20 protein-coding genes are annotated in these 23,692 nt (G+C 66.4%); 12 read left to right on the forward strand and 8 right to left on the reverse strand.

Going from position 1 to position 23,692, the window contains the following annotated elements:
* Positions 1–2 precede the first annotated feature (2 nt).
* The 4 genes from AC3FOF_RS02115 to AC3FOF_RS02130 all read right to left on the reverse strand — a co-directional run bounded on the left by AC3FOF_RS02115 (position 3) and on the right by AC3FOF_RS02130 (position 3,571).
* Positions 3–803 carry a BPSS1780 family membrane protein gene (locus AC3FOF_RS02115; protein ID WP_017230596.1) on the reverse strand — a complete coding sequence of 267 codons (801 nt, stop codon included), beginning with the start codon at positions 801–803 and terminating at the stop codon, positions 3–5.
* Between the two features lie 5 nt (positions 804–808).
* Positions 809–1,792 (reverse strand): homoserine kinase, encoded by a 984-nt coding sequence (locus AC3FOF_RS02120; RefSeq protein WP_488725644.1) that lies wholly within the window; start codon positions 1,790–1,792, stop codon positions 809–811.
* A 169-nt stretch (positions 1,793–1,961) separates the two neighbouring features.
* Positions 1,962–2,387 (reverse strand): hypothetical protein, encoded by a 426-nt coding sequence (locus tag AC3FOF_RS02125; protein WP_276267016.1) that lies wholly within the window; start codon positions 2,385–2,387, stop codon positions 1,962–1,964.
* 245 nt (positions 2,388–2,632) lie between these two features.
* Positions 2,633–3,571 carry an LOG family protein gene (locus AC3FOF_RS02130; protein ID WP_488725645.1) on the reverse strand — a complete coding sequence of 313 codons (939 nt, stop codon included), beginning with the start codon at positions 3,569–3,571 and terminating at the stop codon, positions 2,633–2,635.
* Between the two features lie 4 nt (positions 3,572–3,575).
* Here AC3FOF_RS02130 and polA point away from each other — a divergent pair, with 4 nt between their 5' ends.
* From polA to AC3FOF_RS02150, 4 genes are all read left to right on the forward strand, one after another.
* A complete protein-coding gene (gene polA, locus AC3FOF_RS02135; RefSeq protein ID WP_488725646.1) occupies positions 3,576–6,383 on the forward strand; it encodes a DNA polymerase I in 2,808 nt (935 codons plus the stop codon).
* A 221-nt stretch (positions 6,384–6,604) separates the two neighbouring features.
* Positions 6,605–7,933, forward strand: a complete 1,329-nt coding sequence (locus AC3FOF_RS02140; RefSeq protein WP_276267019.1) for an NAD(P)/FAD-dependent oxidoreductase — start codon at positions 6,605–6,607, stop codon at positions 7,931–7,933.
* Between the two features lie 155 nt (positions 7,934–8,088).
* Positions 8,089–8,964: a dienelactone hydrolase family protein gene (locus tag AC3FOF_RS02145; protein ID WP_017231354.1), complete on the forward strand. Its 876-nt coding sequence runs from the start codon at positions 8,089–8,091 to the stop codon at positions 8,962–8,964.
* 174 nt (positions 8,965–9,138) lie between these two features.
* Positions 9,139–9,966 carry a ZIP family metal transporter gene (locus AC3FOF_RS02150; RefSeq protein WP_051078656.1) on the forward strand — a complete coding sequence of 276 codons (828 nt, stop codon included), beginning with the start codon at positions 9,139–9,141 and terminating at the stop codon, positions 9,964–9,966.
* Between the two features lie 51 nt (positions 9,967–10,017).
* On the opposite strand, the gene AC3FOF_RS02155 is transcribed toward AC3FOF_RS02150, so the two are convergent.
* From AC3FOF_RS02155 to AC3FOF_RS02165, 3 genes are all read right to left on the reverse strand, one after another.
* Positions 10,018–10,875 carry a sulfurtransferase gene (locus AC3FOF_RS02155; RefSeq protein WP_488725647.1) on the reverse strand — a complete coding sequence of 286 codons (858 nt, stop codon included), beginning with the start codon at positions 10,873–10,875 and terminating at the stop codon, positions 10,018–10,020.
* A 41-nt stretch (positions 10,876–10,916) separates the two neighbouring features.
* Positions 10,917–11,837 (reverse strand): DMT family transporter, encoded by a 921-nt coding sequence (locus tag AC3FOF_RS02160; RefSeq protein ID WP_017224912.1) that lies wholly within the window; start codon positions 11,835–11,837, stop codon positions 10,917–10,919.
* A gap of 234 nt (positions 11,838–12,071) precedes the next feature.
* The gene (locus AC3FOF_RS02165; protein WP_017224913.1) at positions 12,072–13,175 is read right to left on the reverse strand and encodes an aromatic ring-hydroxylating oxygenase subunit alpha; all 1,104 of its coding nucleotides are present in this window, start codon (positions 13,173–13,175) and stop codon (positions 12,072–12,074) included.
* Positions 13,176–13,531: 356 nt separating this feature from the next.
* Here AC3FOF_RS02165 and AC3FOF_RS02170 point away from each other — a divergent pair, with 356 nt between their 5' ends.
* The 4 genes from AC3FOF_RS02170 (at position 13,532) to folE2 (ending at position 17,855) form a co-directional block, all read left to right on the forward strand.
* Positions 13,532–13,831: an exodeoxyribonuclease VII small subunit gene (locus tag AC3FOF_RS02170; RefSeq protein ID WP_035807208.1), complete on the forward strand. Its 300-nt coding sequence runs from the start codon at positions 13,532–13,534 to the stop codon at positions 13,829–13,831.
* Positions 13,828–14,748: a polyprenyl synthetase family protein gene (locus AC3FOF_RS02175; RefSeq protein WP_488725648.1), complete on the forward strand. Its 921-nt coding sequence runs from the start codon at positions 13,828–13,830 to the stop codon at positions 14,746–14,748. The genes AC3FOF_RS02170 and AC3FOF_RS02175 overlap by 4 nt, the downstream gene beginning before the upstream one ends.
* Positions 14,749–14,806: 58 nt before the next feature.
* Positions 14,807–16,717, forward strand: coding sequence for a 1-deoxy-D-xylulose-5-phosphate synthase (gene dxs, locus AC3FOF_RS02180; RefSeq protein ID WP_276267023.1), 1,911 nt, complete (start codon positions 14,807–14,809; stop codon positions 16,715–16,717).
* A 334-nt stretch (positions 16,718–17,051) separates the two neighbouring features.
* A complete protein-coding gene (gene folE2 / locus AC3FOF_RS02185) occupies positions 17,052–17,855 on the forward strand; it encodes a GTP cyclohydrolase FolE2 (protein ID WP_276267024.1) in 804 nt (267 codons plus the stop codon).
* Positions 17,856–17,955: 100 nt separating this feature from the next.
* On the opposite strand, the gene tsaD is transcribed toward folE2, so the two are convergent.
* Positions 17,956–18,990 (reverse strand): tRNA (adenosine(37)-N6)-threonylcarbamoyltransferase complex transferase subunit TsaD, encoded by a 1,035-nt coding sequence (tsaD, locus tag AC3FOF_RS02190; protein ID WP_017226048.1) that lies wholly within the window; start codon positions 18,988–18,990, stop codon positions 17,956–17,958.
* Positions 18,991–19,150: 160 nt separating this feature from the next.
* Between tsaD and AC3FOF_RS02195 the strand changes: the two genes are divergently transcribed.
* The 4 genes from AC3FOF_RS02195 to dnaG all read left to right on the forward strand — a co-directional run bounded on the left by AC3FOF_RS02195 (position 19,151) and on the right by dnaG (position 23,371).
* Positions 19,151–20,425, forward strand: coding sequence for a BaiN/RdsA family NAD(P)/FAD-dependent oxidoreductase (locus AC3FOF_RS02195; RefSeq protein ID WP_017226049.1), 1,275 nt, complete (start codon positions 19,151–19,153; stop codon positions 20,423–20,425).
* Between the two features lie 100 nt (positions 20,426–20,525).
* The gene (gene rpsU / locus AC3FOF_RS02200; protein WP_017226050.1) at positions 20,526–20,738 is read left to right on the forward strand and encodes a 30S ribosomal protein S21; all 213 of its coding nucleotides are present in this window, start codon (positions 20,526–20,528) and stop codon (positions 20,736–20,738) included.
* Between the two features lie 130 nt (positions 20,739–20,868).
* Complete coding sequence (locus AC3FOF_RS02205) at positions 20,869–21,318, forward strand: GatB/YqeY domain-containing protein (protein WP_017226051.1); 450 nt, start codon at positions 20,869–20,871, stop codon at positions 21,316–21,318.
* Between the two features lie 238 nt (positions 21,319–21,556).
* Entirely contained in the window at positions 21,557–23,371 is a 1,815-nt protein-coding gene (gene dnaG, locus AC3FOF_RS02210; protein ID WP_488725685.1) for a DNA primase, read from the forward strand.
* Positions 23,372–23,692: the final 321 nt, after the last annotated feature.

Genomic DNA, 23,692 nt, shown 5'->3' on the forward strand with positions numbered 1-23,692 from the left:
GGTCAGGCGGCGTAGTCGGTCTTGCCGCCGGATTCCTCCGGGACCACGTTGAAGCAGCCGCGGTAGGTGGCGTAGAAGGAGCAATACATGATCGCCAGCATCAGGAGCGAATACGGCGTGACCAGGAAGGACAGGATGCCTTCCGCGCCCAGGGCGCCGAACACCGCCTCGAGCACGAAGGGGATTGCCACCAGCAGCACGGCGAACACCACGGCGTAGGCGAAGAACGCGCCGCGGTTGCGCCAGCAGGCGGTCCAGCTGAAGAACAGCGCCTTGATCGGCGGCACGTCGTGCCAGGCAGTCAGCAGCGGGGCAAACCAGAACAGCATGGCGATCGGCGTGTACAGCGCGGCGCCGACCATCAGCGCGAAGTAGAGCTGCCGCACCGATTCGGCCGAGGGCGCTTCCTCCTTGAGCAGGATCGGCACCAGCGTGCCGATATCCACCAGGCTGCCGGCGATCAGGCTCAGCACGAATACCAGCCCGGCATAGATGCCGCCCAGCACCAGCAGGTTGCGGCTCGCCTGCTTGCCGTTGCCCCTGAACCCGGCCAGCAGCACCGTGGGCAGCACGCGTTTGTTCTGGATCACCTCGCGGCAGGCGGTCATGATGCCCACCGATAGCCCCGGCGTGACCACCAGCAGCGCGATGATGCCGATCAGCGGCACGAACACCGCCAGCTGCGCGGTGATCAGGTAGATAAACAGCAGCATCAGGAAAGCGAGCGGGTTCTTGCGGAACAGCCAGACACCCTGGCGGAACCAGACATAACCTTCCTTGGCGGAAACTTCCAGTAATTGCATGACGGTCAGGTCCAGGGCAGCGCGGCGGCTTCGATGCGCCGGCGCAGGATGCGTTCGAAATGGGTCGGGTCGTGAGGCTGGAGCATGTCGGCCTCGCGCGGCAGGTAAAAGTCCCACAAACGGGAAATCCAGAAACGCAGCGCACCGGCGCGCAGCATGTCGCGCCAGCGCTGCGATTCGATGTCGCCCAGCGGCCTGACCGCATGATAGGCCCGCAGCAGGGCCTGGGCACGGGCATGGTCCAGGGTACCGGTGGCCAGGTCGATGCACCAGTCGTTGACGGTGACCGCCAGGTCGAACAGCCACTTGTCGTTGCCGGCGAAGTAGAAGTCGAAAAAGCCGCCCAGCCTGTAGTGGCCGGCATGATCGTCCTCGAACAGCGCATTGTCGCGAAACAGGTCGCAATGGCAGGGGCCGCCAGGCAGCGCCGCGTAATCGGCGCTGTCGAAGAAGGCGGTCTGGTGGACCAGTTCCTGCTGCAGCAGGGCGCGCTGCCCGGCGTCGAGGAAGGGCAGGATCTCGGCTTCGGTCTGCTGCCACCACGGCAGGCTGCGCAGGTTCGGCTGCTGGCGCGGATAGCTCTGGCCGGCCAGGTGCATGCGCGCCAGCATGCCGCCCACTTCCGCGCAATGCTCGGCGCCGGGCGCCAGCTGCGAGCTGCCCGGCAGCCGCGTGACGATGGTCGCCGGCTTGCCCTTGAGGGTCCGCAGGATCTCGCCGTCGCGGCCCGGGACCGGCGCCGGCACGCTGATGCCGTGCGATGCCAGGTGGGCCATCAGGTGCAGGTAGTACGGCAGCTGCTCGAACGTCAGGCGCTCGAAGATGGTCAGCACGTATTCGCGCGTGCTGCCATCCTGCTCCATGGTCAGGAAGAAATTACTGTTCTCGATGCCCGAGGCAATGCCGCGCAGGTCGCGCATTTCGCCCAGGTTGTAATCAAGGAGCCAACTGGCGATCTCGTCCGGCGAGACCGTGGTGAATACGGCCATACTCTTTGCGTGAATCGAAACGGATGGCGGCGGACGCAAAGCTGCGCTCCGCCGCGGCATGGATGCCGGCAGGGCCGGCGCGGCCCCGCCTCGGATCGTCTGGCGGGGTCGGGGGAAATCGGACAACAGGGCTCAAAGACCGGGCATGCCGGAGCTCGGAGCCCGGATCTCAGAATTGCAGCACGTTGACCGAAGGCACGCGGTTCATTTCGCGGTCGCGGATCTTCGGGGAGCTGTCCTCCGGCTTGCTCATCTGGTACCTGGTGCCGACGCCCGATTTGACCTCGATATCGGTGGCCTGGCCCTTGTTCCGGTATTCGCGGATCTGGGTGCCGTCCGGTTCATCGAGCTTGAAGCTCGGCTCGCGCGGCTTGTTGATCTGGGTCTTGGCAGGCGAGACGATCGGCCGGTTGTTGATCTGGTTCAATTCCTGCTGCGTCAGCGCGCCGCCCGCCTGCTCGGCGTCCTGCTGCGCCATGGCCACGCCGGGGGCGCCAAGCGCCAGCAAGGCTGCCAGCGCCAGCGCGCGTGCGGCGGCTGGGAATGTCTCCGGCTCTTCCGCGCGCGCGGTGGCCTGGAGTGTGGGGGAGATCATCTAAGGCTCCTGTGCAGCGCAGCAGGCCGTGGGCTTGCTGCGCCGCGAATGGCGCTGCAGCCCGGCGACGCCGGGCTTTGGCAGTGTGTCAGGCTTCCATTCTAGCAATTCCTGCCCGCGCCTGGCCGTTGCGGTGACCCGGCGGCCACCTTTGCAGGACCGCACGGCGCCGCATGGGCCCCCGCCGCCAACCCGGCAGGCTGGCACCGGGCGGGAGCCGGATGGCCGGCCCGGGCCCAGCCGGCTTACAGGTAGAACATTTCTTCCTTGGGCGGGATCGGGTTGTCGCCGCCGCGTTGCTCGTAGTACTCATATACCGCTTCGAGCACTTCGTGCGGCTCGTCCACGATCTTCATCAGATCGAGGTCGTGCTCGGCGATCAGTCCCATCGGCAGCAGGGTAAAGCGGAACCAGTCGAGCAAGCCCTTCCAGAAGCGGCTGCCGAACAGCACCACCGGCACCGCCCGGGATTTTCCGGTCTGCACCAGGGTCAGGACCTCGGCCAGTTCGTCGAGCGTGCCGAAGCCGCCGGGCATCACGATGAAGGCGTCCGAGTTCTTGACGAAAGTCACCTTGCGCGTGAAGAAGTGCCGGAAGCGCATGGCGATATCCTGGTAGGGATTGCCTTGCTGCTCGTGCGGAAGCTCGATGTTCAGGCCGACGCTGGCCGACTTGCCGGCATGGGCGCCCTTGTTGGCCGCCTCCATGATGCCGGGGCCGCCGCCCGAGATCACTGCGAAGCCGGCGTCGGAGAACAGGCGGGCGATCTCGATGGTGCGCTGATAGTAGGGGGAATCCTCGCGCAGGCGCGCGCTGCCGTAGATCGATACCGCGGGACGGATCTCGGACAGGTACTCCGTGGCTTCGATGAACTCTGCCATAATCGTGAACATTTGCCACGAGGCGCGCGCTTTCTTTGCGGTTGCGCGGTCTTCATCGGCCAGCGCACGCAGGCTGGGAATCATCTTGCGCGGGTTGGCGCGGATGCCGGCGGCCGGGGCAGTGTCTCCCGGGCCATCGGCAGCGGCGCCGACCGTCACGTTCACGTCCATATCGGCCGCGGGGACAATCCTGCCTTCGGCGGCCTGCTTGATGGCCGCCGCCGGGTTACCGGCGCCGGCTGCGTCGGAGAGGGGGGCGGCGTTCGCACCGCCTGCGGCGGCACCAGTCAATTTTGAGTCCATGGGAATGTCGGATAGTCCAAAAACACTCTTGCTCGTCGATGGGTCGAGCTATTTGTATCGCGCGTATCACGCCCTGCCGGATCTGAGGAACGGGGAGGGTCTGCCCACAGGGGCAATCTACGGCATGATCAATATGCTGCGCAAGCTGCGCAGCGATTTTCCGGCAGAGTATAGCGCTTGCGTGTTCGACGCCAAGGGCAAGACCTTCCGCGACGACCTTTATCCTGCGTACAAGGAGCATCGCCCGTCGATGCCGGAAGACCTCGCCAGGCAGATCGAGCCGATCCACGAAGCGGTGCGCGCGCTGGGCTGGCCTATCGTCGTGGTGGAGGGCGTGGAGGCCGACGACGTGATCGGCACGCTGGCCCGCCAGGCTACCGGCGAAGGCATGCGCACGGTGGTTTCCACCGGCGACAAGGACCTGGCGCAGCTGGTCGACGATCATGTCACGCTGGTCAACACCATGAGCGGCGAGGTGCTCGACCCGCCCGGCGTCGTGGCCAAGTTCGGCGTGCCGCCGGCGCGCATCGTCGACTACCTCTCGCTGATCGGCGATGCCGTGGACAACGTGCCCGGCGTGCCCAAGGTCGGCCCCAAGACCGCGGTCAAGTGGCTCACCGAATATGGCACGCTCGACGATGTCATGGCCAGCGCCGCCAGCATCAAGGGCGTGGTTGGCGAGAACCTGCGCAATACGCTGGCGTGGCTGCCCAAGGCCCGCGAACTGGTGACGGTCAAGACCGATTGCGACCTGAAGAGCTCGCTGGCCGATTTCCACAAGCTCAAGGAGAGCGGCGAGGACAAGGACAAGCTGATCGAGTTCTTTGCGCGCTATGGCTTCAAGACCTGGCTGCGCGAGGCGACCGGCGAAAGCCTGCCCAATCCGCATGCCCAGGCGCGCGCAAGCGCGGCGCAGCCTGCTGCCGGCGCGGCGGGAGCGGACGCGGGCCCGGCCCAGGGCGGCTTGTTCGACAATGCACCGGCACCGGCCCAGATCCGCTACGAGACCGTGGCGACCGAGGCGGCGCTGGAAGCCTGGATGCGCCGCATCGAAACAGCGCCGCTGGTGTCCATCGACACCGAAACCACCTCGCTGGACCCGATGCAGGCGCAACTGGTCGGCATCTCGATGTCGATCGAGCCGGGCGAAGCCTGCTATATCCCGGTTGGCCACCGCGGCCCCGATGTGGTCGGCCTGGAGGCCAATGGCCAGCTCTCGCGCGAAGCCGTGCTGGAGCGCATGCGCGCCTGGCTGGAAGATCCGTCGCGCGCGAAAGTCGGCCAGAACCTGAAGTACGACGCGCACGTCTTCGCCAATCATGGCGTGAACCTGCGCGGCATCGCGCACGACACCATGCTGCAGAGCTACGTGCTGGCTTCGCACCGCAACCATGGCATGGACAGCCTGGCCGAGCGCCTGCTCGGCCTCAAGACCATCAGCTACGAGGAAGTGTGCGGCAAGGGCGCCAGCCAGATCGGCTTCGACCAGATCGACATTGCGCGCGCCACCGAGTACGCCGCCGAGGATGCCGACGTCACGATGCGGCTGCACTGCAATATGTACCCGCAGGTGGAAGCGCTGCCGGGGCTGCGCTATGTCTATGAGCAGATCGAAATGCCGGTCTCGGTGGTGCTGCAGAAGATCGAGCGCAACGGCGTGCTGATCGACGCCGATCGCCTGGGCGCGCAGAGCGCGCAGCTTGGCCAGCGCATGCTGGAGCTGGAACAGGCCGCCTATGCGGCCGCGGGCCAGCCGTTCAACCTGGGCTCGCCCAAGCAGATCGGCGAGATCCTGTTTGGCCAGATGAAGCTGCCGGTGGTCAAGAAGACCGCCAGCGGCGCGCCTTCCACCGACGAAGAGGTGCTGCAGAAGCTCGCCGAGGACTATCCGCTGCCCAAGCTGCTGCTGGACTACCGCGGCCTGGCCAAGCTCAAGTCCACCTACACCGACAAGCTGCCGAAGATGGTCAACCCGGCCACCGGGCGCGTGCATACCAGCTATGGACAGACCACCGCGGTGACCGGCCGGCTGGCGTCGACCGAGCCCAACCTGCAGAACATCCCGGTGCGCACCGAGGAAGGCCGGCGTATCCGCGAGGCCTTTATCGCCGCGCCGGGCAACGTCATCGTGTCGGCCGACTACTCCCAGATCGAACTGCGCATCATGGCCCATATCTCGGGCGACGAGAACCTGATGCGCGCTTTCGCCGAGGGCGAGGACGTGCACCGGGCCACCGCCGCGGAGATCTTCGGGGTCGGCACGGATGCCGTCAGCAGCGAGCAGCGCCGCTACGCCAAGGTCATCAACTTCGGCCTGATCTACGGCATGAGCGCCTTTGGCCTGGCTGGCAACCTCGGTATCGAGCGCGAGGCGGCCAAGCACTATATCGACCGTTATTTCATGCGCTACCCCGGCGTGGCCCGGTACATGGAAGAAACGCGCCAGACCGCGCGCGAGCAGGGTTTCGTCGAGACCGTGTTCGGCCGCCGCCTGTGGCTGCCCGATATCAACGGCGGCAACGGTCCGCGCCGCCAGGGCGCCGAGCGTGCCGCCATCAATGCGCCGATGCAGGGGACGGCCGCCGACCTGATCAAGCTGTCCATGATCGCCGTGCAGGGCTGGATCGAGCGCGATGGCCTGGCCACGCGCCAGGTCATGCAGGTGCACGATGAACTGGTGCTGGAAGTGCCGCAGGCCGAGCTGGCGCTGGTCAAGGTCAGGCTGCCGGAACTGATGTGCAATGTGGCGACGCTGCGCGTGCCGCTGGTGGCCGAGGTCGGCAGCGGCAGCAATTGGGAGGAAGCGCACTGACCCGCTGAGCTTGTATCCAGTGCCCCGGGGCGGCCTTCCGGCCCGCGCCGGGATTGCCGCCGCCGCGGTATTCCTGCATCCTGCTTCCGATTGAAGCGACCGCTGAATCGGTGAATGGCGTCTTGCCAGTCGTGCTGCTGTGCAGCAAACTGGCGCAAAGCCGAGGCCACTGGCTCGCGTCGTGCCCCCGGCAAAAAAATATCGACGACACTGGGTAGATCATGAGCACAGAGGGAAGGGCGCATCGCATCATCGTAGTCGGAGGCGGGGCAGGCGGGCTGGAACTGGTCACGCGGCTGGGCGACAAGCTCGGCAAGAGCGGGGCCGCGCAGGTGGTACTGGTGGACCGCTCGCCCACGCATATCTGGAAACCGCTGCTGCATGAAGTCGCAGCCGGCAGCATGGATCCCAACACCCATCAGCTCGAGTATGTCGCGCAGGCGCGCTGGCATCATTTCGAGTTCCAGCAAGGCGAGCTGACCGGCATCGACCGCGCCCGCAAGACCATTTCAGTGGCGGGCTGCGTCGACCTCGACGGCTCGGAGCTGCTGCCGGCGCGCGAACTCCCCTACGACACCCTGGTACTGGCGATCGGCTGCGTGACGCATTTCTTCGGCGTGCCCGGCGCTGCCGGGAATGCCATCGCGCTCGACACCGTCGAGCAGGCGGAGCGCTTCCGCCGCCGGCTGATTTCCGCCTGCGTGCGTGCACAGAACGGCCGCGGGCGGCTCGGCGAAGACGGCCGGCCGCGCGTGGACATCGCCATCATCGGCGCCGGCGCCACCGGCGTCGAACTCTCGGCGGAGCTGCGCAATACCGCGCATGTCCTCAGCGCCTACGGCCTGCACCAGCTGGACCCGCGCCGCGATGTGCGCATCCACGTGATCGAGGCCGGCCCGCGTATCCTGCCCGCGCTGTCCGAGCGGGTTTCCGCCGAGACCACCAAGCTGCTGCACAAGCTCGATATCGAGGTCTTCACCGGCGAGCGCGTGACCGAGGTCACGGCCGATGCGGTGCTGACCGCCAGCGGCAAACGCATCGATGCCGACCTGACGGTCTGGGCCGCCGGCATTACCGCGCCCGCGGTGTTGGCCACCCTGGGCCTGCCGGTGAGCCGGATGGGGCAGATCGTGGTCAAGCCCACCCTGCAGAGCGAAGCCGATCCCGATATCTTTGCCTTCGGCGATTGCGCCAGCTGCCCCTGGCCCGAAAAGCAGAGCGCCGTGCCGCCGCGCGCCCAGGCCGCCCACCAGCAGGCCATGTTCCTGTTCGATGCGCTGCGCGCACGCCTCAATGGCAAGCCGCTGCAGGCATTCGCGTTCAAGGACCTGGGCTCGCTGGTTTCGCTGGGGCACTTCAGCGCGGTCGGCAGCCTGATGGGCGGCCTGATCGGCGGCTCGATGTTCATCGAGGGGCTGATGGCGCGCGTCATGTACACCTCGCTGTACCGCATGCATGTCCTGGCGCTGCACGGCGCCGTGCGCATGGGGCTGGACACCGTGACCCACTGGCTGCGCAGCAAGACCAGTCCGCGCGTGAAACTGCACTGACGGGTGCCGGCGCGGGGGCGGTCCTGGCCCCCGTCCGCCGGCCGCGTGCGTTTGTCGCCATGTTTGCTTAGAATCGGAGCCTGTTTCCGGCTGCCGCGCCGCCATGCCTTGCCCATCCGGATCGGCCATCCAAGCCAAACCAAACAGGAGACCGCATGCTGAAGCCAGAAGTGGAAAGCCTTGTCCCCGGCCAGTCCTTTGACCGGCGGTCTTTCGTCAAGACCGCGCTGGGCTCGGCATTTGCCGCGGCCGCATTGCCCGTGATGGCGCAGGCGATCAAGACCGATTTCGCCGGCCTGACCGCGGGCGAGGTCACGATCGGCTCGGGTGGTTTCAGCATGCCCGCCTACCGTGCCCAGCCGGAAGGCAAGACCAGGCTGCCGGTGGTGCTGGTGGTCAGCGAAATCTTCGGGGTGCACGAACATATCGCCGATATCTGCCGGCGCTTCGCCAAGCTGGGCTACCTGGCCATCGCCCCGGAGCTGTTTGCGCGCCAGGGCGATCCCGGCAGTTTCGGGACCATCCAGGAGTTGCAGGCCAGGTTGATTTCCAAGGTGCCGGACGAGCAGGTCATGGGCGATCTCGATGCCACCGTGGCCTGGGCCGCGGCCAATGGCGGCAATACCGGCAAGCTGGCCATCACCGGTTTTTGCTGGGGCGGGCGCGTGACCTGGCTTTACGCCGCGCACAGCCGGCAGGTCAAGGCTGCCGTGGCCTGGTACGGCCAGCTGATGGGCGAGCCCACGCTCATCAAGCCGAAGAACCCGATCGATCTGGTCGGCGAGCTCAAGGTGCCGGTACTCGGGCTTTACGGCGGCAAGGACACCGGTATCACGCAGGAGCAGGTGGAAAAGATGAAGGCGGCGTTGGCGGAGTCGGGCAACCCGAACGCCAGGTCGTCGGTCTTCGTGGTCTATCCCGAGTCCGGCCATGCCTTCAATGCCGACTATCGCCCGAGCTATCGCGAGGCCGACGCCAGGGATGGCTGGCAGCGCTGCCTGGCATCCTTCAGGCAGCACGGCGTCTCCTGAGCGGCGCGCGTGGCGTTGGCGCCGCCGCCTTTCCCCTCTCGCGTACACGCGCTGACGATGGTCATTGCAAAGTCGGCGCCAATCTACGTACAATGCGGGCTTCGTTTCTTGCAACAGTGTTGCGTTTGAGATCGATGCTGCTCCCCAGGGGCGCATAACCGATCCCGGGAGCCTATCATCCATTCCACCCTTGCCTATATCCTGCTTGCCGCCACTATCTCGGGGGTGGGCAGTATCTTTGGGGCGGCGCTGCTGACGCTGACGGCAGCCTCGCGCGTGGTGGAGCGCATGGTGAGCTTCTCGGTCGGGGTGCTGCTGGCCACGGCCCTGCTGCATTCGCTGCCGGAGGCGTTCGAGTCGGGTGCCGATCCGCGCGCCTTGTTCGGTACCTTGCTGGCCGGCCTGCTCGGTTTTTTCCTGCTCGAGAAGGTCGCGCTGCTGCGCCACTCGCATCACCACGAGGGCGACGGGCACCACCACCACCACGGGCATGACCGCGAGGAAGCCGGGCGCAGCGGCCTGACCATCCTGGTGGGCGATACCTTCCACAATTTTGCCGACGGCATCGTGATCGCCGCGGCGTTCCTGGCGGACCCGCATATCGGGCTGGTCACCGCGCTGGCCATCGCCGCCCACGAGATCCCGCAGGAAGTGGGCGATTTCATCGTGCTGCTCAACGCTGGTTTTTCGAAGGCGCGCGCCTTTGCCTTCAACCTGCTGTCCAGCGTAGCGGCCATCGCCGGCGGCCTGGTGGGATATTTCCTGCTCGACCAGATGAGCAGCTGGATTCCCTATGTGCTGGTGATTGCCTCGAGCAGTTTTGTCTATATCGCCGTCAGCGATCTGATGCCGCAGATGCAGCGCAAGCCGCGCTGGCGCGAGTCCATCATCCAGGTTGTACTGGTAGCCACGGGGATCTGCGCCATCTACTTCGTTACCAAGGATGTACACCATGCGCATGGCGAGGGACATGCGCATGGTGTGGCGGCTCCCGCCCGATAAGCCTGGGCGGCGCGAGCCGCCAGCCAGGCATGCGCGCCAGGGTCGCCGGGCTCAGGCTCCGCTGGCCACCGGCCGCGCGGAGTCGGCGCACCACTCGCTCCACGAACCGGGATAGAGCGCAGCACCTGGCAGGCCGGCCACTTCCAGTGCCAGCAGGTTGTGGCACGCGGTCACGCCCGAGCCGCATTGCATGACGGCCTGGCTGGCGGGCGTGTTGCCCAAGACCTGGCCGAATTCCTGCTGCAGCGCTGCGGCAGGCTTGAACGCGCCGTTGTCCTGCAGGTTGTCCTTGAAGAAGCGATTGACCGCGCCCGGGATATGTCCGCCCACGGGATCGAGCGTTTCGTTCTCGCCACGGAAGCGGTCCGGCGCCCGGGCGTCGACCACCAGCCGCGCAGGCCTGGCCAGGTTGGCCAGCACCGCGCCGGCATCCACGGTGGCCACCAGCGCGGCCTTGCGCGCCAGCGTGCCGGGCGTTTCGGGTTCCGGCGCGTTGCCGGCCTCGAGCGGCAGGCCGGCCGCTACCCAGGCACTCTTGCCGCCATCCAGCACGGCGACCGCGCCGTGGCCCAGCCAGCGCAGCAGCCACCATGCGCGCGCCGCGTACATGCCGCCCTGCGCGTCATAGGCAACCACCTGGCTGGCTTCATTCACGCCGAGCGCGCGCAGGCGCGCGGCCAGCGTGTCGGGATCGGGCAGCGGATGGCGTCCGTTGGCGCCGGTCTTTTCGCCGGACAGTTCATTGTCCAGATGCAGATAGAAGGCGCCGGGCAGATGGCCCGCATGGTAGGCCTCGCGCCCGGCGGCCGGGTTGGCGAGGTCGAAGCTGCAGTCGATCACGACGCTGTGGCGGCCGCTGTCTTCGCGCAGCGCGCGCAGGTCCTGGCTGGAGATCAGGGTGGTGAACATGGGATAACCTTGGGTTGGGAAAGCGCAACTGGCCTACGATGCTACACCTCGGGATGCACTTCCGCTTCTGCCGACTTGACCGGGGTGTCGGCGGTGGGTTGCCGGTTGGAGCTTTCGCGCGCCCGCGTCAGGGTGGTGGCGATGCCGCTGGCGACGATCAGCGCCATGCCAAGCCAGGACAGCCAGTTGAGCTGGTCGCGCCAGACCATCATGCCCCACAGGCTGGAGAACACGATGCCGGCATATTGCAGGTTGGCGGTGAGCAGGGTGTTGCCGCGCTTGTAGGCGCGTGTCATCGCGGTCTGGCCGAGCGTGGCCAGGACCCCGATGGCCAGCAGCAGGCCCGCGCCGCGCCAGCTGTGGGGGCTCGGGCCTGAGTACAGCATCCAGATCAGTCCGATCGTCATGCCGACCGCCGAGAAATAGAACACGATGCGGCCTTCGGGCTCGCCCAGCTGGCCGAGCTGCCGGACCTCGACATAGGCCAGCGCGGTAAAGATCCCGGAGATGAGGCCGATCAGGCCGCCGGTGAGCTGGTTGTGCCCGACGGACGGTTGCAGCAGGCACAGCACGCCCGCAAACGACATCAGGATGGCGCCGATCAGCTTGCGGTCGGCGCCGCCGGTGCCCGTCAGCGCGGCGCCGGCGCCCAGGATCAGCGCGATCCAGACCGGCGACATGTAGTTCAGGGTCATCGCCGTGGCCAGCGGCAGCATGGTGATCGAGGTGAACCACAGCAGCAGGGCGGTCACGCCGAACAGGCTGCGCTTGATATGCATGGCCATGTGCGGCGTGCGTACCGAGGTGCCCGACGAGGCCAGTATCGTCCACATGATGACGACGCCGATCAGGCTGCGGTAGAACACGATCTCGCCCGTGCCGTAGAACTCGGACGCCAGCTTGACGCCCACCCCCATCAACGAAAAGGCGAAGGCGGCGAACAGCATCCAGAGCGATTGCATGGCGGGGGCGAAGGAGGAATGAGACAGCGCGCGATCCGGGCCCCGATCTCACGCGGGTTCTCGAATCTCGAAAGGCTCCGCGCAAGGCGGATGGCCGGCGCGGCGCCGGGCGCACACCGGAAGCGGCGATTGTATCAGCGGGCGTGCACCGCACCAAACGCAAAACGGACCGCCGGGGCGGTCCGTTTTGCCTGATTTGCCACTGCGGCAGGCCGCAAAGCCTTGGCCCGCAGGTCAGCCGGTGAAGGACATGGCGCGGCGATACCATTCATGAAAGTGCTGCATACCGTCTTCCATCGGCGACTGGTAGGGTCCGGTTTCGCTGACTCCGCGCCTTAGCAGCGCCCGGCGCCCGGCATCCATGCGTTCGGCGATTTCGTCGTCCTCGATGCAGGTTTCCATGTAGGCGGCGCGCTCGGCCTCGACGAATTCGCGCTCGAACAGCACGATTTCCTCGGGATAGTAAAACTCGACGACATTGCGTGTCTTGTCCGGTCCGAGCGGATGCAGCGTCGAGACCACGAGCACGTGCGGGTACCACTCCACCATGATGTTGGGGTAGTACGTCAGCCAGATCGCGCCGTATTTCGGCAGCACGCCGTTGTTGAAGCGCAGTACGGCCTCATGCCATTTCTGGTAGGTGGGACTGCCCGGACGCTTCAGGCCGGCGTGCAGGCCAACCGTCTGGACGCTGTGCCAGTCGCCGAACTCCCAGCTCAGGTCGTCGCAGGAGACGAAACTGCCCAGGCCCGGGTGGAACGGCACGACGTGGTAGTCTTCCAGATAGACCTCGATGAAGGTCTTCCAGTTGTAGTTGCACTCGTGGACCTCGACGTGGTCGAGCATGTAGCCGTCGAAGTCCAGGTCCCCGGCCACGCCCAGGCGAGCCAGGTCGGCCCGCACGTCGCGCTGGCCCTCGAACAGCAAGCCGTTCCAGTTCTGCAGCGGCGAACGGTTCAGGTGCACGCAGGGCTGCTCCGCGAAATGCGGCGCGCCGAGCAGTTCACCCTTCAGGTCGTAGGTCCAGCGGTGCAAGGGGCAGACGATGTTCTGCGCATTGCCGCGGCCATTGAGCATGATGGCCTGCCGGTGGCGGCAGACATTGGACAGGAGCTCGATGCCGTCGGCATTCCTCACCAGGATGCGGCCTTCTTCCTCGGCCGCCAGGGCGTGGTAATCGCCCGTCTCCGGGATCATCAGCTCGTGGCCGACATAGCCCGGGCCCTTCTTGAACAGCAGTTCCAGTTCTTGTTGATGCAGTGGCTCGTCGAAGTAGACGTTGACGGGCAGCTGCGTATCAGCCGGCACCAGTTTCAGCGCGGTGCTGAGATTGGACATTATCCCCACTCCCTATGACAGGCGAAAGCAGTGAACAACCCAACCATCGAAAAGAAATCGATTTGGGAAAGACTGTCAGCCGTGCCATGACCCGCTCCGGGCGCATGGATGCAGTTCACGCTGACGAACCGCGGATTGTACCCGAGCGAAAAAGTTAAGGGACTGATTTTTTTGCCTTTTTAGCGAAAAAGTCGACCCGGGTCGTCATGGAGGTGCCGTTCGGGGCGCATTCGGAAAGACGACCCAAGCGCACAAGTCACTTTCGGGTGTTGCCCTCCGCCTCACCCGACGGATGGGATGCGGGCAATGTCCCGCTTTGGCGTAAAATCCCAGCTTCCCCTGTTTCAATGCCCGAAATGCCAAAGACTACGAGCTCCCCGGCCGACATCGATCCGGCCCCGACCGACCAGCGGTCGCCCCTCGCGCCGCCCGCTTCCTATGAGGCCGCCATGGCCGAGCTGGAAGGGCTGGTAGCCAGCATGGAGGGTGGCGCGCTGCCGCTGGAAGACTCCCTGGCGGCGTACAAGCGCGGGGCGGAACTGGTCAGGTATTGCCAGCAGATGCTCGAACGCGTGGAGCAGCAGGTCAAAGTGCTGGAGGGCGACGTGCTCAAGCCAGTGACCGCCGAAACCGGCATCCCGGGAGAGCAAGAATGAGCGATTCGCGCCAGACCGCCGAAGCCGGCGATTTCGCCGCCTGGATGGGCGCCCAGGGCGCCCGCACCGAGGCCGCGCTCGACGCCGCCCTGCCGGCCGCTGTAACCGTGCCTTGCACGCTCCACGAAGGCATGCGGTATGCTGTGCTCGGCGGCGGCAAGCGGGTACGTCCCCTGCTGGTTCATGCTGCCGGCGAAGTGGTTGGCGCATCACCCGAAGCGTGCGATGCTGCGGCTTGCGCGGTGGAGATGATCCATGCGTACTCGCTGGTGCACGACGATATGCCCTGCATGGATGACGACGACCTGCGCCGCGGCCGTCCCACCGTGCACAAGGCCTATGACGAGGCGACCGCACTGCTGGTGGGCGACGCGTTGCAGACCCAGGCTTTCGTGGTGCTGGCCGAGGCCGCATCGCTGGCCGGGCTCGGCGCTGACGCGCGCATGCGCCTGGTGGCCGAGCTGGCACGGGCTTCGGGCTCGTTAGGCATGGCGGGCGGGCAGGCGATCGACCTGCAGCACGTGGGCCTGGCCATGTCGCTGGACGAACTCGAGGCGATGCACCGCATGAAAACCGGTGCCTTGCTGCGCGCCAGTGTGCGCATGGGCGCGTACTGCGGCACGGTGGACGAGGCCGGCCTGGCCGCGCTCGAGCGCTACGCAGCCGCCGTGGGCCTGGCGTTCCAGGTGGTGGACGATATCCTCGACGTGACCGCGGATACCGCCACGCTGGGCAAGACCGCCGGCAAGGACGCCGCCCACGACAAGCCGACCTATGTATCGCTGATGGGGCTCGAGCCTGCCCGCCAACTGGCGGAGCAGCTGCGGACGACGGCGCACGAAGCGCTGGCTGTCTTTGGCGCGCGCGCCAGACGCCTGGGCGAACTGGCCGATCTGATCGTGCTGCGCTCGAACTGAATTGATAAGCAGGAAAACCGACAACCGGGCACAAGAATCCGGCCGCCGAACGGACATCATGACCTACGCACTGCTCAAAACTATTGACGACCCCGCAGCCCTCCGCAGGCTGGACCGCCGGCAGCTCGGAACGCTGGCTGACGAACTCCGCGCCTATGTGCTCGAATCGGTGTCGCAGACTGGCGGCCACCTGTCGTCCAACCTTGGCACGGTCGAGCTGACCATCGCACTGCACTACGTGTTCAACACACCGGACGACCGCGTGGTATGGGACGTCGGGCACCAAAGCTATCCGCACAAGATCCTGACCGGGCGCCGCGACCGCATGCATTCGCTGCGCCAGTGGGGCGGCATCTCGGGCTTCCCGCGCCGCAGCGAAAGCGAATACGACACCTTTGGCACCGCGCACTCCTCCACCTCGATCTCGGCCGCGCTGGGCATGGCGCTGGGCGCCCGCACGCTGGGCGAGAAGCGCGTGTCGATCGCCGTGATCGGCGACGGCGCGATGACCGCGGGCATGGCCTTCGAGGCCATGAACAATGCCGGCGTCTACAAGGACCTGCCGCTGCTGGTGGTGCTGAACGACAACGACATGTCGATCTCGCCGCCGGTCGGCGCGCTCAACAACCACCTGGCGCGGCTGATGAGCGGCAAGTTCTACGCGGCCACCAAGAAGGGCATCGAACGCGTGCTGTCGGTGGCCCCGCCCGTGCTCGAGTTCGCCAAGCGCTTCGAGGAACATGCCAAGGGCATGGTGGTGCCGGCGACGCTGTTCGAGGAGTTCGGCTTCAACTACATCGGCCCGATCGACGGCCACGATCTCGAATCGCTGGTGCCGACGCTGCAGAACATCCGCCAGCGTGCCCTCGAAGGCGGCGGCCCGCAGTTCCTGCACGTGGTCACCAAGAAGGGCCAGGGCTACAAGCTGGCCGAGGCCGATCCGATCCTGTATCACGGTCCCGGCAAGTTCAATCCGGCCGAAGGCATCCGCCCGTCGACCAAGCCTGCGCGCAAGACCTACACCCAGGTCTTCGGCGAATGGCTGTGCGACATGGCCGCCGCCGACCCGCGCCTGGTGGGGGTGACGCCGGCCATGCGCGAAGGCTCGGGCATGGTGGAGTTCGAGAAGCGCTTTCCCAACCGCTACTACGATGTGGGCATCGCCGAACAGCACGCCGTGACGTTCGCGGGCGGTCTGGCCTGCGAAGGCCTCAAGCCCGTGCTGGCGATCTATTCCACCTTCCTGCAGCGTGGCTATGACCAGTTGATCCACGACGTGGCGCTGCAGAACCTGCCGGTCGTGTTCGCGCTCGACCGTGCCGGGCTGGTGGGCGCCGACGGCGCCACCCACGCCGGCGCCTACGACATCGCCTTCCTGCGCTGCATCCCCAATATGATGGTGATGACGCCGGCCGACGAGAACGAATGCCGCCAACTGCTGACCACCGCTTACCAGCAGGCGTGCCCGACCGCCGTGCGCTACCCGCGCGGCGCCGGCACCGGCGTGGCCACGCAGGCCGCGCTCACCGCGCTGCCGGTGGGCAAGGGCGAGATGCGCCGTACCGGCGGCGCGCGGGCCGGCCAGCGCGTGGCCTTCCTGGCCTTCGGTTCCATGCTGCATCCGGCGCTGGGCGCGGCCGAGGCGCTCGACGCCTCGGTGGCCAACATGCGCTTCGTCAAGCCGCTCGACGAGGAACTCGTGAAGACGCTGGCGCGCGATCACGATTACCTCGTCACCGTCGAGGAGGGCTGCGTGATGGGTGGCGCCGGCAGCGCGGTGCTCGAGGCGCTGGCTGCCGCCGGCATCGTCGTGCCGGTGTTGCAGCTCGGCCTGCCGGACCGCTTTGTCGATCATGGCGACCCGGCCTTCCTGCTCTCGCAATGCGGGCTGGACGCGGCGGGCATCGAGCATGCCGTGCGCGAGCGCTTCAGCCTGACCCAGGCGGCAGTCGCCACGCGCGCGGCCTGATCCGTCCCGATCCCGGCGTGTCCGCCGATGGCGGGCGCGCCGGCGCCTTTCCTTCCTGTTATCGTACGACCCCCGTTCCGCCTTCGTTCCGGTTCCGGGCCTTGCCCGGGCTTTGGCAGAGCCGCATGGCGGCGGCGATCGCGCCATCATCCGTATGGATCGTGCGGGTATCGCCCGCCCGTGGGCAGCAATAGACGATTTCCCTTAGAATCGCAGGTTCTGTGTTCGCAGCTGCGGGACGGCATCGGCTTTGCGCTCGCCCGCGGTTTCACACTCGTTGCGCGGCAAAGTTGACTGCGAAAAATGCCGCGACCGTAGAGGAAACCTGACCGATATGAATGACATCAATCCCGCCTTCGTGATGCCCGACGTGCAGTCGAGCCTCGATACCCGCCAGATCCCGATCCAGCGGGTTGGCGTGAAAGGCGTGCGTTATCCGCTGTCGCTGAAGACCCCCGCCGGCGTGCTGGCCACGGTCGGCACCTTCAACCTCGACGTGCACCTGCCCGCCGACCAGAAGGGCACGCACATGTCGCGCTTTGTCGCGCTGCTCGAGGAAGAGCGCGAGCCGCTCGAACTGGCCACCTTCCGCTCGCTGCTCGACAAGATGCTGGTCAAGCTCGAGGCCGAGGCCGGACGCATCGAGGTCACCTTCCCTTATTTCATCAACAAGATCGCGCCGGTGTCGGGCGTGCAATCGTTGATGGATTACGAAGTCACGCTGATCGGCGAGGTGCGCAACGGCGCGGCCAAGGTCTTCCTGAAGGCCCTGGTGCCGGTTACCAGCCTGTGTCCGTGCTCGAAGAAGATCTCGCAATACGGCGCGCACAACCAGCGCTCGCATATCACCATGAACGTCGAGCTGGCGGGCGACCTGCCGGTCGAGGCACTGGTGCGCATGGCCGAGGAAGAAGCCTCGTGCGAACTGTGGGGCTTGCTCAAGCGCCCCGACGAAAAATTCGTCACCGAGCGCGCCTATGAGAACCCAAAGTTCGTCGAAGACCTGGTGCGCGATATCGCCATGCGCCTGAACGCGGACGAGCGCATCGTGGCTTACGTGCTGGAGGCGGAGAACTTCGAGTCCATCCATAACCACAGCGCCTATGCCGTGATCGAGCGTGACAAGCGCGCGGCGTAATTGGCCGGCTTGGCGATAGCCGGGCAACAAGAAAGTAGGAAAGCCACCGTAAAGGTGGCTTTTTTCTCGGCGTTCGGGTGGGAGAACGACGCGGGTAAGCCTAGTGCGCCGCCGGCAAGCGGATGTCCGACAGGTCCCAGCGCGGCGTCACGCCATAGCCGTAGCTGTGCTGCGCCAGTTCGGGCGCGGCCTGCAGCCGCATGGCGCCGGCGAAGGCGATCATGGCGCCGTTGTCGGTGCAGAAGGCCAGGTCCGGGTAATAGACCTGGATCTTCTTCTGCGCCCCGAGCTGGTCCAGGCGCTCGCGCAACTGGCGATTCGCGCCCACGCCGCCGGCCACCACCAGCCGGCGATGCCCGGTCTGCTTGAGCGCGGCCATGGACTTGGCGGCCAGCACGTCGACGATGGCGTCGACGAAGGAGCGCGCCAGGTTGGCGCGGTCCTGCTCGCACACATTGGCCAGCTTGCGGGTTTGCGTCAGCACCGCGGTCTTCAGGCCGGCAAAGGAAAAATCGAGGTTGCCCGAATGCAGCATCGGGCGCGGCAGGGCATACACGCCGGGCATGCCGAACTCGGCCAGCCGCGATACCTCGGGGCCGCCCGGATAGCTCAGGCCGAGCAGTTTGGCGGTTTTGTCGAAGGCTTCGCCGGCGGCATCGTCCAGGGTCTCGCCCAGCAAGGCGTAGTCGCCGATGCCGCGCACTTCCATCAACTGCGTGTGCCCGCCGGAAACCAGCAAGGCCACGAAGGGGAAGGGCGGCGGATCGCGCGTCAGCAGCGGCGACAGCAGGTGGCCTTCCAGGTGGTGCACGCCCACCATCGGCACATGGAGGGCAAAGCCCAGCGCATTGGCAACCGATGCGCCCACCAGCAGCGCGCCGGCCAGGCCGGGCCCTTGCGTAAAGGCGATGGCGTCGATGTCGGCGCGGGTGCGTCCGGCTTCGTCCAGCACCTGTTGCAATAGCGGCAGTACACGGCGGATATGGTCGCGCGAGGCGAGTTCGGGCACCACGCCGCCGTAGTCGCGGTGCATGGCGATCTGGGAATGCAGGGCGTGGGCGAGCAGGCCGGCTTCGGTGTCGTACAGGGCGAGGCCGGTTTCGTCGCAGGAAGATTCAATGCCGAGGACAAGCATGGGAGCAGCAAGGCCGGCATCTGGCGAGGCCGGCAAATCAAGGGTTGGCGCAGGCGGCTGGCCGTCGGGCCGGCTGCCTGGCGCAAGGCCAGCAGGGTAGCACAGCGGCGCCAGCCCCGCTTTTCGCTACAATCGCCGCTTCTTTCAAGGCAGGATGGGCATGGGCAACAAGCAGACCGCGGAGACCGGCCAGACCGGTGCGCGCGCAGGACGCTTTGACGTGGCGGTGCTTGGCGCCGGGGCCGCCGGCATGATGTGCGCCGCCGTGGCGGGGCAGGGCGGCGCCAGCGTGGTACTGGTAGATCATGCCACGCGCCTGGCCGAGAAAATCCGCATTTCCGGCGGCGGCCGCTGCAATTTCACCAACCTGCAGGCGGGGCCGGCCAATTATCTGTCGTCCAATCCGCACTTCTGCCGCTCCGCGCTCGCACGCTATACGCCGCAGGATTTCCTTGCGCTGATGCGGCGCCATGAGATCGACTGGCACGAAAAGCATCGCGGCCAGCTCTTTTGCAACGACAGCGCCGAGCAGGTGATCGAGATGCTGCGTGCCGAATGCGGCGCCGGCAATGTGCACTGGCGAACCGGATGCAGCGTGGACGAGGTCCGGCGCGAGGGCGAGGATTTCCTGCTGATGACAGCGCATGGGCCGATCCGGGCCGGCGCCCTGGTGGTGGCGACCGGCGGGCTCTCCATTCCCAAGATCGGCGCCACCGACCTGGGCTACCGCATTGCCCGCCAGTTCGGGCTGGGCGTGGCCGAGACGCGGCCGGCGCTGGTGCCCCTGACCTTCGACGGACAGGGATGGGCGCCGTTCGCGCCGCTGGCCGGGGTGTCGATGGAAGTCGATATCGCCACCGGCAGCGGGAAGACGGCCGGTGGCTTCAAGGAAGACCTGCTGTGGACCCATCGTGGCCTGTCCGGTCCGGCCGTACTGCAGATATCCAGTTTCTGGCGCCCGGGCACGCCCATCGCCATCGACCTGTTCGATGGCAACGACGCCGGCGCCTGGCTGCTCGAGCAAAAGGGCAGCAGCCGCAAACACCTGGCCAACCTGCTCGCCGAGAGGCTGCCCTCCCGGCTGGCCGACGCCTGGTGCGCCGCGGCCGGCCTGAATGGCGCCCAGCCGCTGCACGACATGCCGGACAAGGCACTACGCCGGCTCGGTGCGGCGCTCAACGGCTGGCAACTGGTGCCGGCGGGCACCGAGGGCTACCGCAAAGCCGAAGTCACGCTGGGCGGCGTGGATACCCGCGCGCTGTCGTCCGCCACCATGATGGCAAGGACGGTGCCCAACCTGTATTTCATTGGCGAGGTGGTCGACGTGACCGGCTGGCTGGGGGGCTACAACTTCCAGTGGGCATGGGCCTCTGGCGTGGCGGCTGGCCAGGCTGTTGCGGAAAACGCACGAGCCGCGGCGGCGGGAGCGGCCTGAGCGGCGTATCGGCAAATTTGCGCGGTGCGGTCTTGACAATCCCTGTGCTACACTTGTAGCTTTCGTAAAACCGCTAACAGCTGCCACTTATTTCAGCAAAATGACCACGATCCGCCTGAAAGACAACGAGCCGTTTGAAGTTGCCATGCGCCGTTTCAAGCGCACCATCGAAAAGAACGGCTTGATTACTGAATTGCGGGCTCGCGAGTTTTACGAAAAGCCGACGGCTGAGCGCAAGCGCAAGAAAGCCGCCGCCGAAAAGCGCCACTACAAGCGCATCCGCAGCCAGATGCTGCCGAAGAAGCTGTACTGACCGTACCCTTCGCATCCGCATCAGAACCCGCTGTGGGCACGGCTCCGGCGGGTTTTTGCATTGGCGCCCCGGTGGCTCGCGTGCCTGCCAGGCCGCCAGTGTCCTGCCCACTCTTTCCTGGAAAATTGCCATGTCCCTCAAAGCCCGTATCAGCGAAGACATGAAGGCCGCCATGCGCGCCCGCGAGTCCGAGCGCCTCGGCACCATCCGCCTGCTGCTGGCGGCCATCAAGCAACGGGAAGTGGACGAGCGCATCGAACTCGACGACGCTGCCGTGCAGGGCGTGATCGACAAGCTGATCAAGCAGCGCAAGGATTCCATCTCCCAGTTCCAGCAAGCCGGCCGCAACGACCTGGCGGACAAGGAAAGCGCCGAAGTGGAAGTGCTCAAGGTCTATATGCCCGCAGCGCTGTCCGATGCGGAAGTCGCTGCCGAGGTGCAGAAGGCGGTGGCCGAAAGCGGTGCCGCCGGTCCGCAGGACATGGGCAAGGTCATGGCGGTGCTCAAGCCCCGGCTGGCGGGGCGGGCCGACATGACGGCCGTATCCGGCCTGGTCAAGGCCGCGCTGGCCGGGGCTTGAGCCAGGGGCGCCGCCGGGAGCCGGCGTGCTTCGCGCCCGGCCGGTGCAGCCGGGGCCATGAGCGTGCCCCGGCCCCGGCCGCCCGACACCCCACGCCGCGGCTGGCTGCAATCCGTTGCGTCTGCACTACAATGTAGTGTTAAGGGCCGGAAAGCGTAGTTCCGGTCACGCCTTCCATCACGATGATATTGCCGGCGCCCGGTCTCGCGGGTGGCTGTGCATGAGGACGACAAGCCGGGTGATTCCGCAATCCTTCATTCAGGACCTGCTCAACCGTGTCGACATAGTCGATGTGGTGGGCAAATACGTGCAGTTGAAGAAGGGCGGCGCCAATTTCATGGGGCTGTGCCCCTTCCACAACGAAAAATCGCCGTCTTTCACGGTCTCGCCGACCAAGCAGTTCTACCACTGCTTCGGTTGCGGCGCGCATGGCTCGGCCATCGGCTTCCTGATGGAATACTCCGGCCAGTCCTACCCCGACGCGGTGCGCGAGCTGGCGCAATCGGTCGGGCTGTCGGTGCCCGAGGAGCGTGATCGCCTGCCGCCGGCCCAGCGTGCCGAGCACCAGGCGCGCTCGCTCGCGCTGTCCGACGCCATGACCCGCGCCACCGAGTTCTACCGGCGCCAGTTGCGCAGTGCCCCGCAAGCCATCCAGTACCTCAAGGGCCGCGGCCTGACCGGCGAGATCGCCGCGCAGTTCGGCCTTGGCTACGCGCCGGACGACTGGCAGGGGCTGGAACCGGTATTCGGCAGCTATCGCGACGACGCCATCGCCGGCCCCCTGGTGGAGGCCGGCCTGATGATCGAAAACGCCGAGAAGCGCGACGCCGACGGCAAGCCGCGGCGCTACGACCGCTTCCGCGACCGCATCATGTTCCCCATCCGCAGCACCAAGGGCCAGGTGATCGGCTTTGGCGGGCGGGTGATGGGGCAGGGCGAGCCCAAGTACCTGAATTCCCCGGAGACCCCGCTGTTCAGCAAGGGCACCGAACTGTATGGCCTGTTCGAGGCGCGCCATGCGATCCGGGAAACCGGCTATGTTTTGGTGGTCGAAGGCTATATGGATGTGGTGGCGCTGGCCCAGCTTGGCTTTGCCAACGCCGTGGCCACGCTCGGCACCGCCTGCACCGCGGTGCATGTGCAAAAGCTGTTGCGGCAGACCGATGCCGTGGTGTTCTCCTTCGACGGCGACGCCGCCGGACGCCGGGCGGCGCGGCGTGCACTGGAGGCGTGCCTGCCCTATGTGGCGGACAACAAGACCATCCGCTTCCTGTTCCTGCCGGCCGAGCACGATCCGGACAGCTATGTGCGCGAGCAGGGCACCGATGCCTTTGCCGCGCAGGTGCGCGATGCCATGCCGCTGTCGCGCTTCCTGCTCCAGGTGGTGACCGAGGGGCAGGAATTGCGGCAGCCGGAAGGCCGCGCACGCGCCCAGTACGAGGCCAAGCCGCTGCTGCAGGCGATGCCCGGCGGCGGCCTGCGCCTGCAGATCGTGCGCGAACTGGCGGACGCGACCGGAACGACGCCTGCCGAGATCGAAGCGGTCTGCGGGCTGGCCAGCGACCCGGTACGGGTCGGCCGCTTCGCCCAGCCGCGGCCGCGCAGCAAGCGCCAGGCGCCGACCGGGCTGGAGCAGCGTGTGTTGCAGCTGCTGATGTGCTATCCGCAGCTCTCGGTCCGGCTCGACGCCGACAGCCGCGTGCTGCTGCTGGAGGACGAGCAGGCCGATGCCGAAGTGCTGGCGCACCTGGTGTCGGCGTGCGACGAGTTGCGGGGCGAGGTGAACTTTGCCGCCTTCAGCGAGCATCTGGCGCAGTCGCCGTACGCCGAGGTCTATGCCAATGTGCGCGCGGCGGTGCTGCGCGAAGAGATCGAAGAGGAGCCGGCGCAGCAGGAGTTCGACGCCGCCATCGCCAAGCTGCTGGCCGGGCCTTTGCGCCGCGAACTCGACAGCCTGCAGGCGTCGGTGGTCATGGGGACGGCGGACGAGGCGGCCAAGAGCCGCATGCGCTGGCTGGTCACGGAGATCAACCGCCGGCGGCAGCTGGGTTGAGGTCCGGCACGCCAAACCGGGGAGGGCGCGGTGTGACGGATAGGTTATGCGCGAATGAAGAATAAATAAGGGCTTGGCCCGGCATTGCTGAGCTTAAGCCTTGATTTTTCAGGTGAAAACCTCACCTGATGGGAAGCCGGCTAATTGTGACGTGCTACAATTACCGGTTTGGATTGCGAAATCTTTCTCTCCAGTTCTGGTGAAAGTGAGCGTGCCAATGGCAAAGGCCAAAGCAACCGAAAAGGTTTCCACTAAAGCTCCCCAATCAGGGAGCGGCAAGGCGTCCGTGACATCAGCGGCGGCTGAGAAGACAGCCGCGTC

Source organism: Cupriavidus sp. 96C5-1 (genome assembly GCF_057798855.1).

Coding starts and splice junctions, on each gene's coding strand:
- polA (WP_488725646.1), top strand. CDS start 3,576: ATGTCGGATAGTCCAAAAACACTCTTGCTCGTCGATGGGTCGAGCTAT.
- AC3FOF_RS02120 (WP_488725644.1), bottom strand. CDS start 1,792: ATGGCCGTATTCACCACGGTCTCGCCGGACGAGATCGCCAGTTGGCTC.
- AC3FOF_RS02130 (WP_488725645.1), bottom strand. CDS start 3,571: ATGGACTCAAAATTGACTGGTGCCGCCGCAGGCGGTGCGAACGCCGCC.
- AC3FOF_RS02170 (WP_035807208.1), top strand. CDS start 13,532: ATGCCAAAGACTACGAGCTCCCCGGCCGACATCGATCCGGCCCCGACC.
- AC3FOF_RS02115 (WP_017230596.1), bottom strand. CDS start 803: ATGCAATTACTGGAAGTTTCCGCCAAGGAAGGTTATGTCTGGTTCCGC.
- folE2 (WP_276267024.1), top strand. CDS start 17,052: ATGAATGACATCAATCCCGCCTTCGTGATGCCCGACGTGCAGTCGAGC.
- AC3FOF_RS02195 (WP_017226049.1), top strand. CDS start 19,151: ATGGGCAACAAGCAGACCGCGGAGACCGGCCAGACCGGTGCGCGCGCA.
- AC3FOF_RS02140 (WP_276267019.1), top strand. CDS start 6,605: ATGAGCACAGAGGGAAGGGCGCATCGCATCATCGTAGTCGGAGGCGGG.
- AC3FOF_RS02155 (WP_488725647.1), bottom strand. CDS start 10,875: ATGTTCACCACCCTGATCTCCAGCCAGGACCTGCGCGCGCTGCGCGAA.
- rpsU (WP_017226050.1), top strand. CDS start 20,526: ATGACCACGATCCGCCTGAAAGACAACGAGCCGTTTGAAGTTGCCATG.
- AC3FOF_RS02175 (WP_488725648.1), top strand. CDS start 13,828: ATGAGCGATTCGCGCCAGACCGCCGAAGCCGGCGATTTCGCCGCCTGG.
- AC3FOF_RS02145 (WP_017231354.1), top strand. CDS start 8,089: ATGCTGAAGCCAGAAGTGGAAAGCCTTGTCCCCGGCCAGTCCTTTGAC.
- AC3FOF_RS02165 (WP_017224913.1), bottom strand. CDS start 13,175: ATGTCCAATCTCAGCACCGCGCTGAAACTGGTGCCGGCTGATACGCAG.
- AC3FOF_RS02160 (WP_017224912.1), bottom strand. CDS start 11,837: ATGCAATCGCTCTGGATGCTGTTCGCCGCCTTCGCCTTTTCGTTGATG.
- AC3FOF_RS02125 (WP_276267016.1), bottom strand. CDS start 2,387: ATGATCTCCCCCACACTCCAGGCCACCGCGCGCGCGGAAGAGCCGGAG.
- dxs (WP_276267023.1), top strand. CDS start 14,807: ATGACCTACGCACTGCTCAAAACTATTGACGACCCCGCAGCCCTCCGC.
- tsaD (WP_017226048.1), bottom strand. CDS start 18,990: ATGCTTGTCCTCGGCATTGAATCTTCCTGCGACGAAACCGGCCTCGCC.
- AC3FOF_RS02205 (WP_017226051.1), top strand. CDS start 20,869: ATGTCCCTCAAAGCCCGTATCAGCGAAGACATGAAGGCCGCCATGCGC.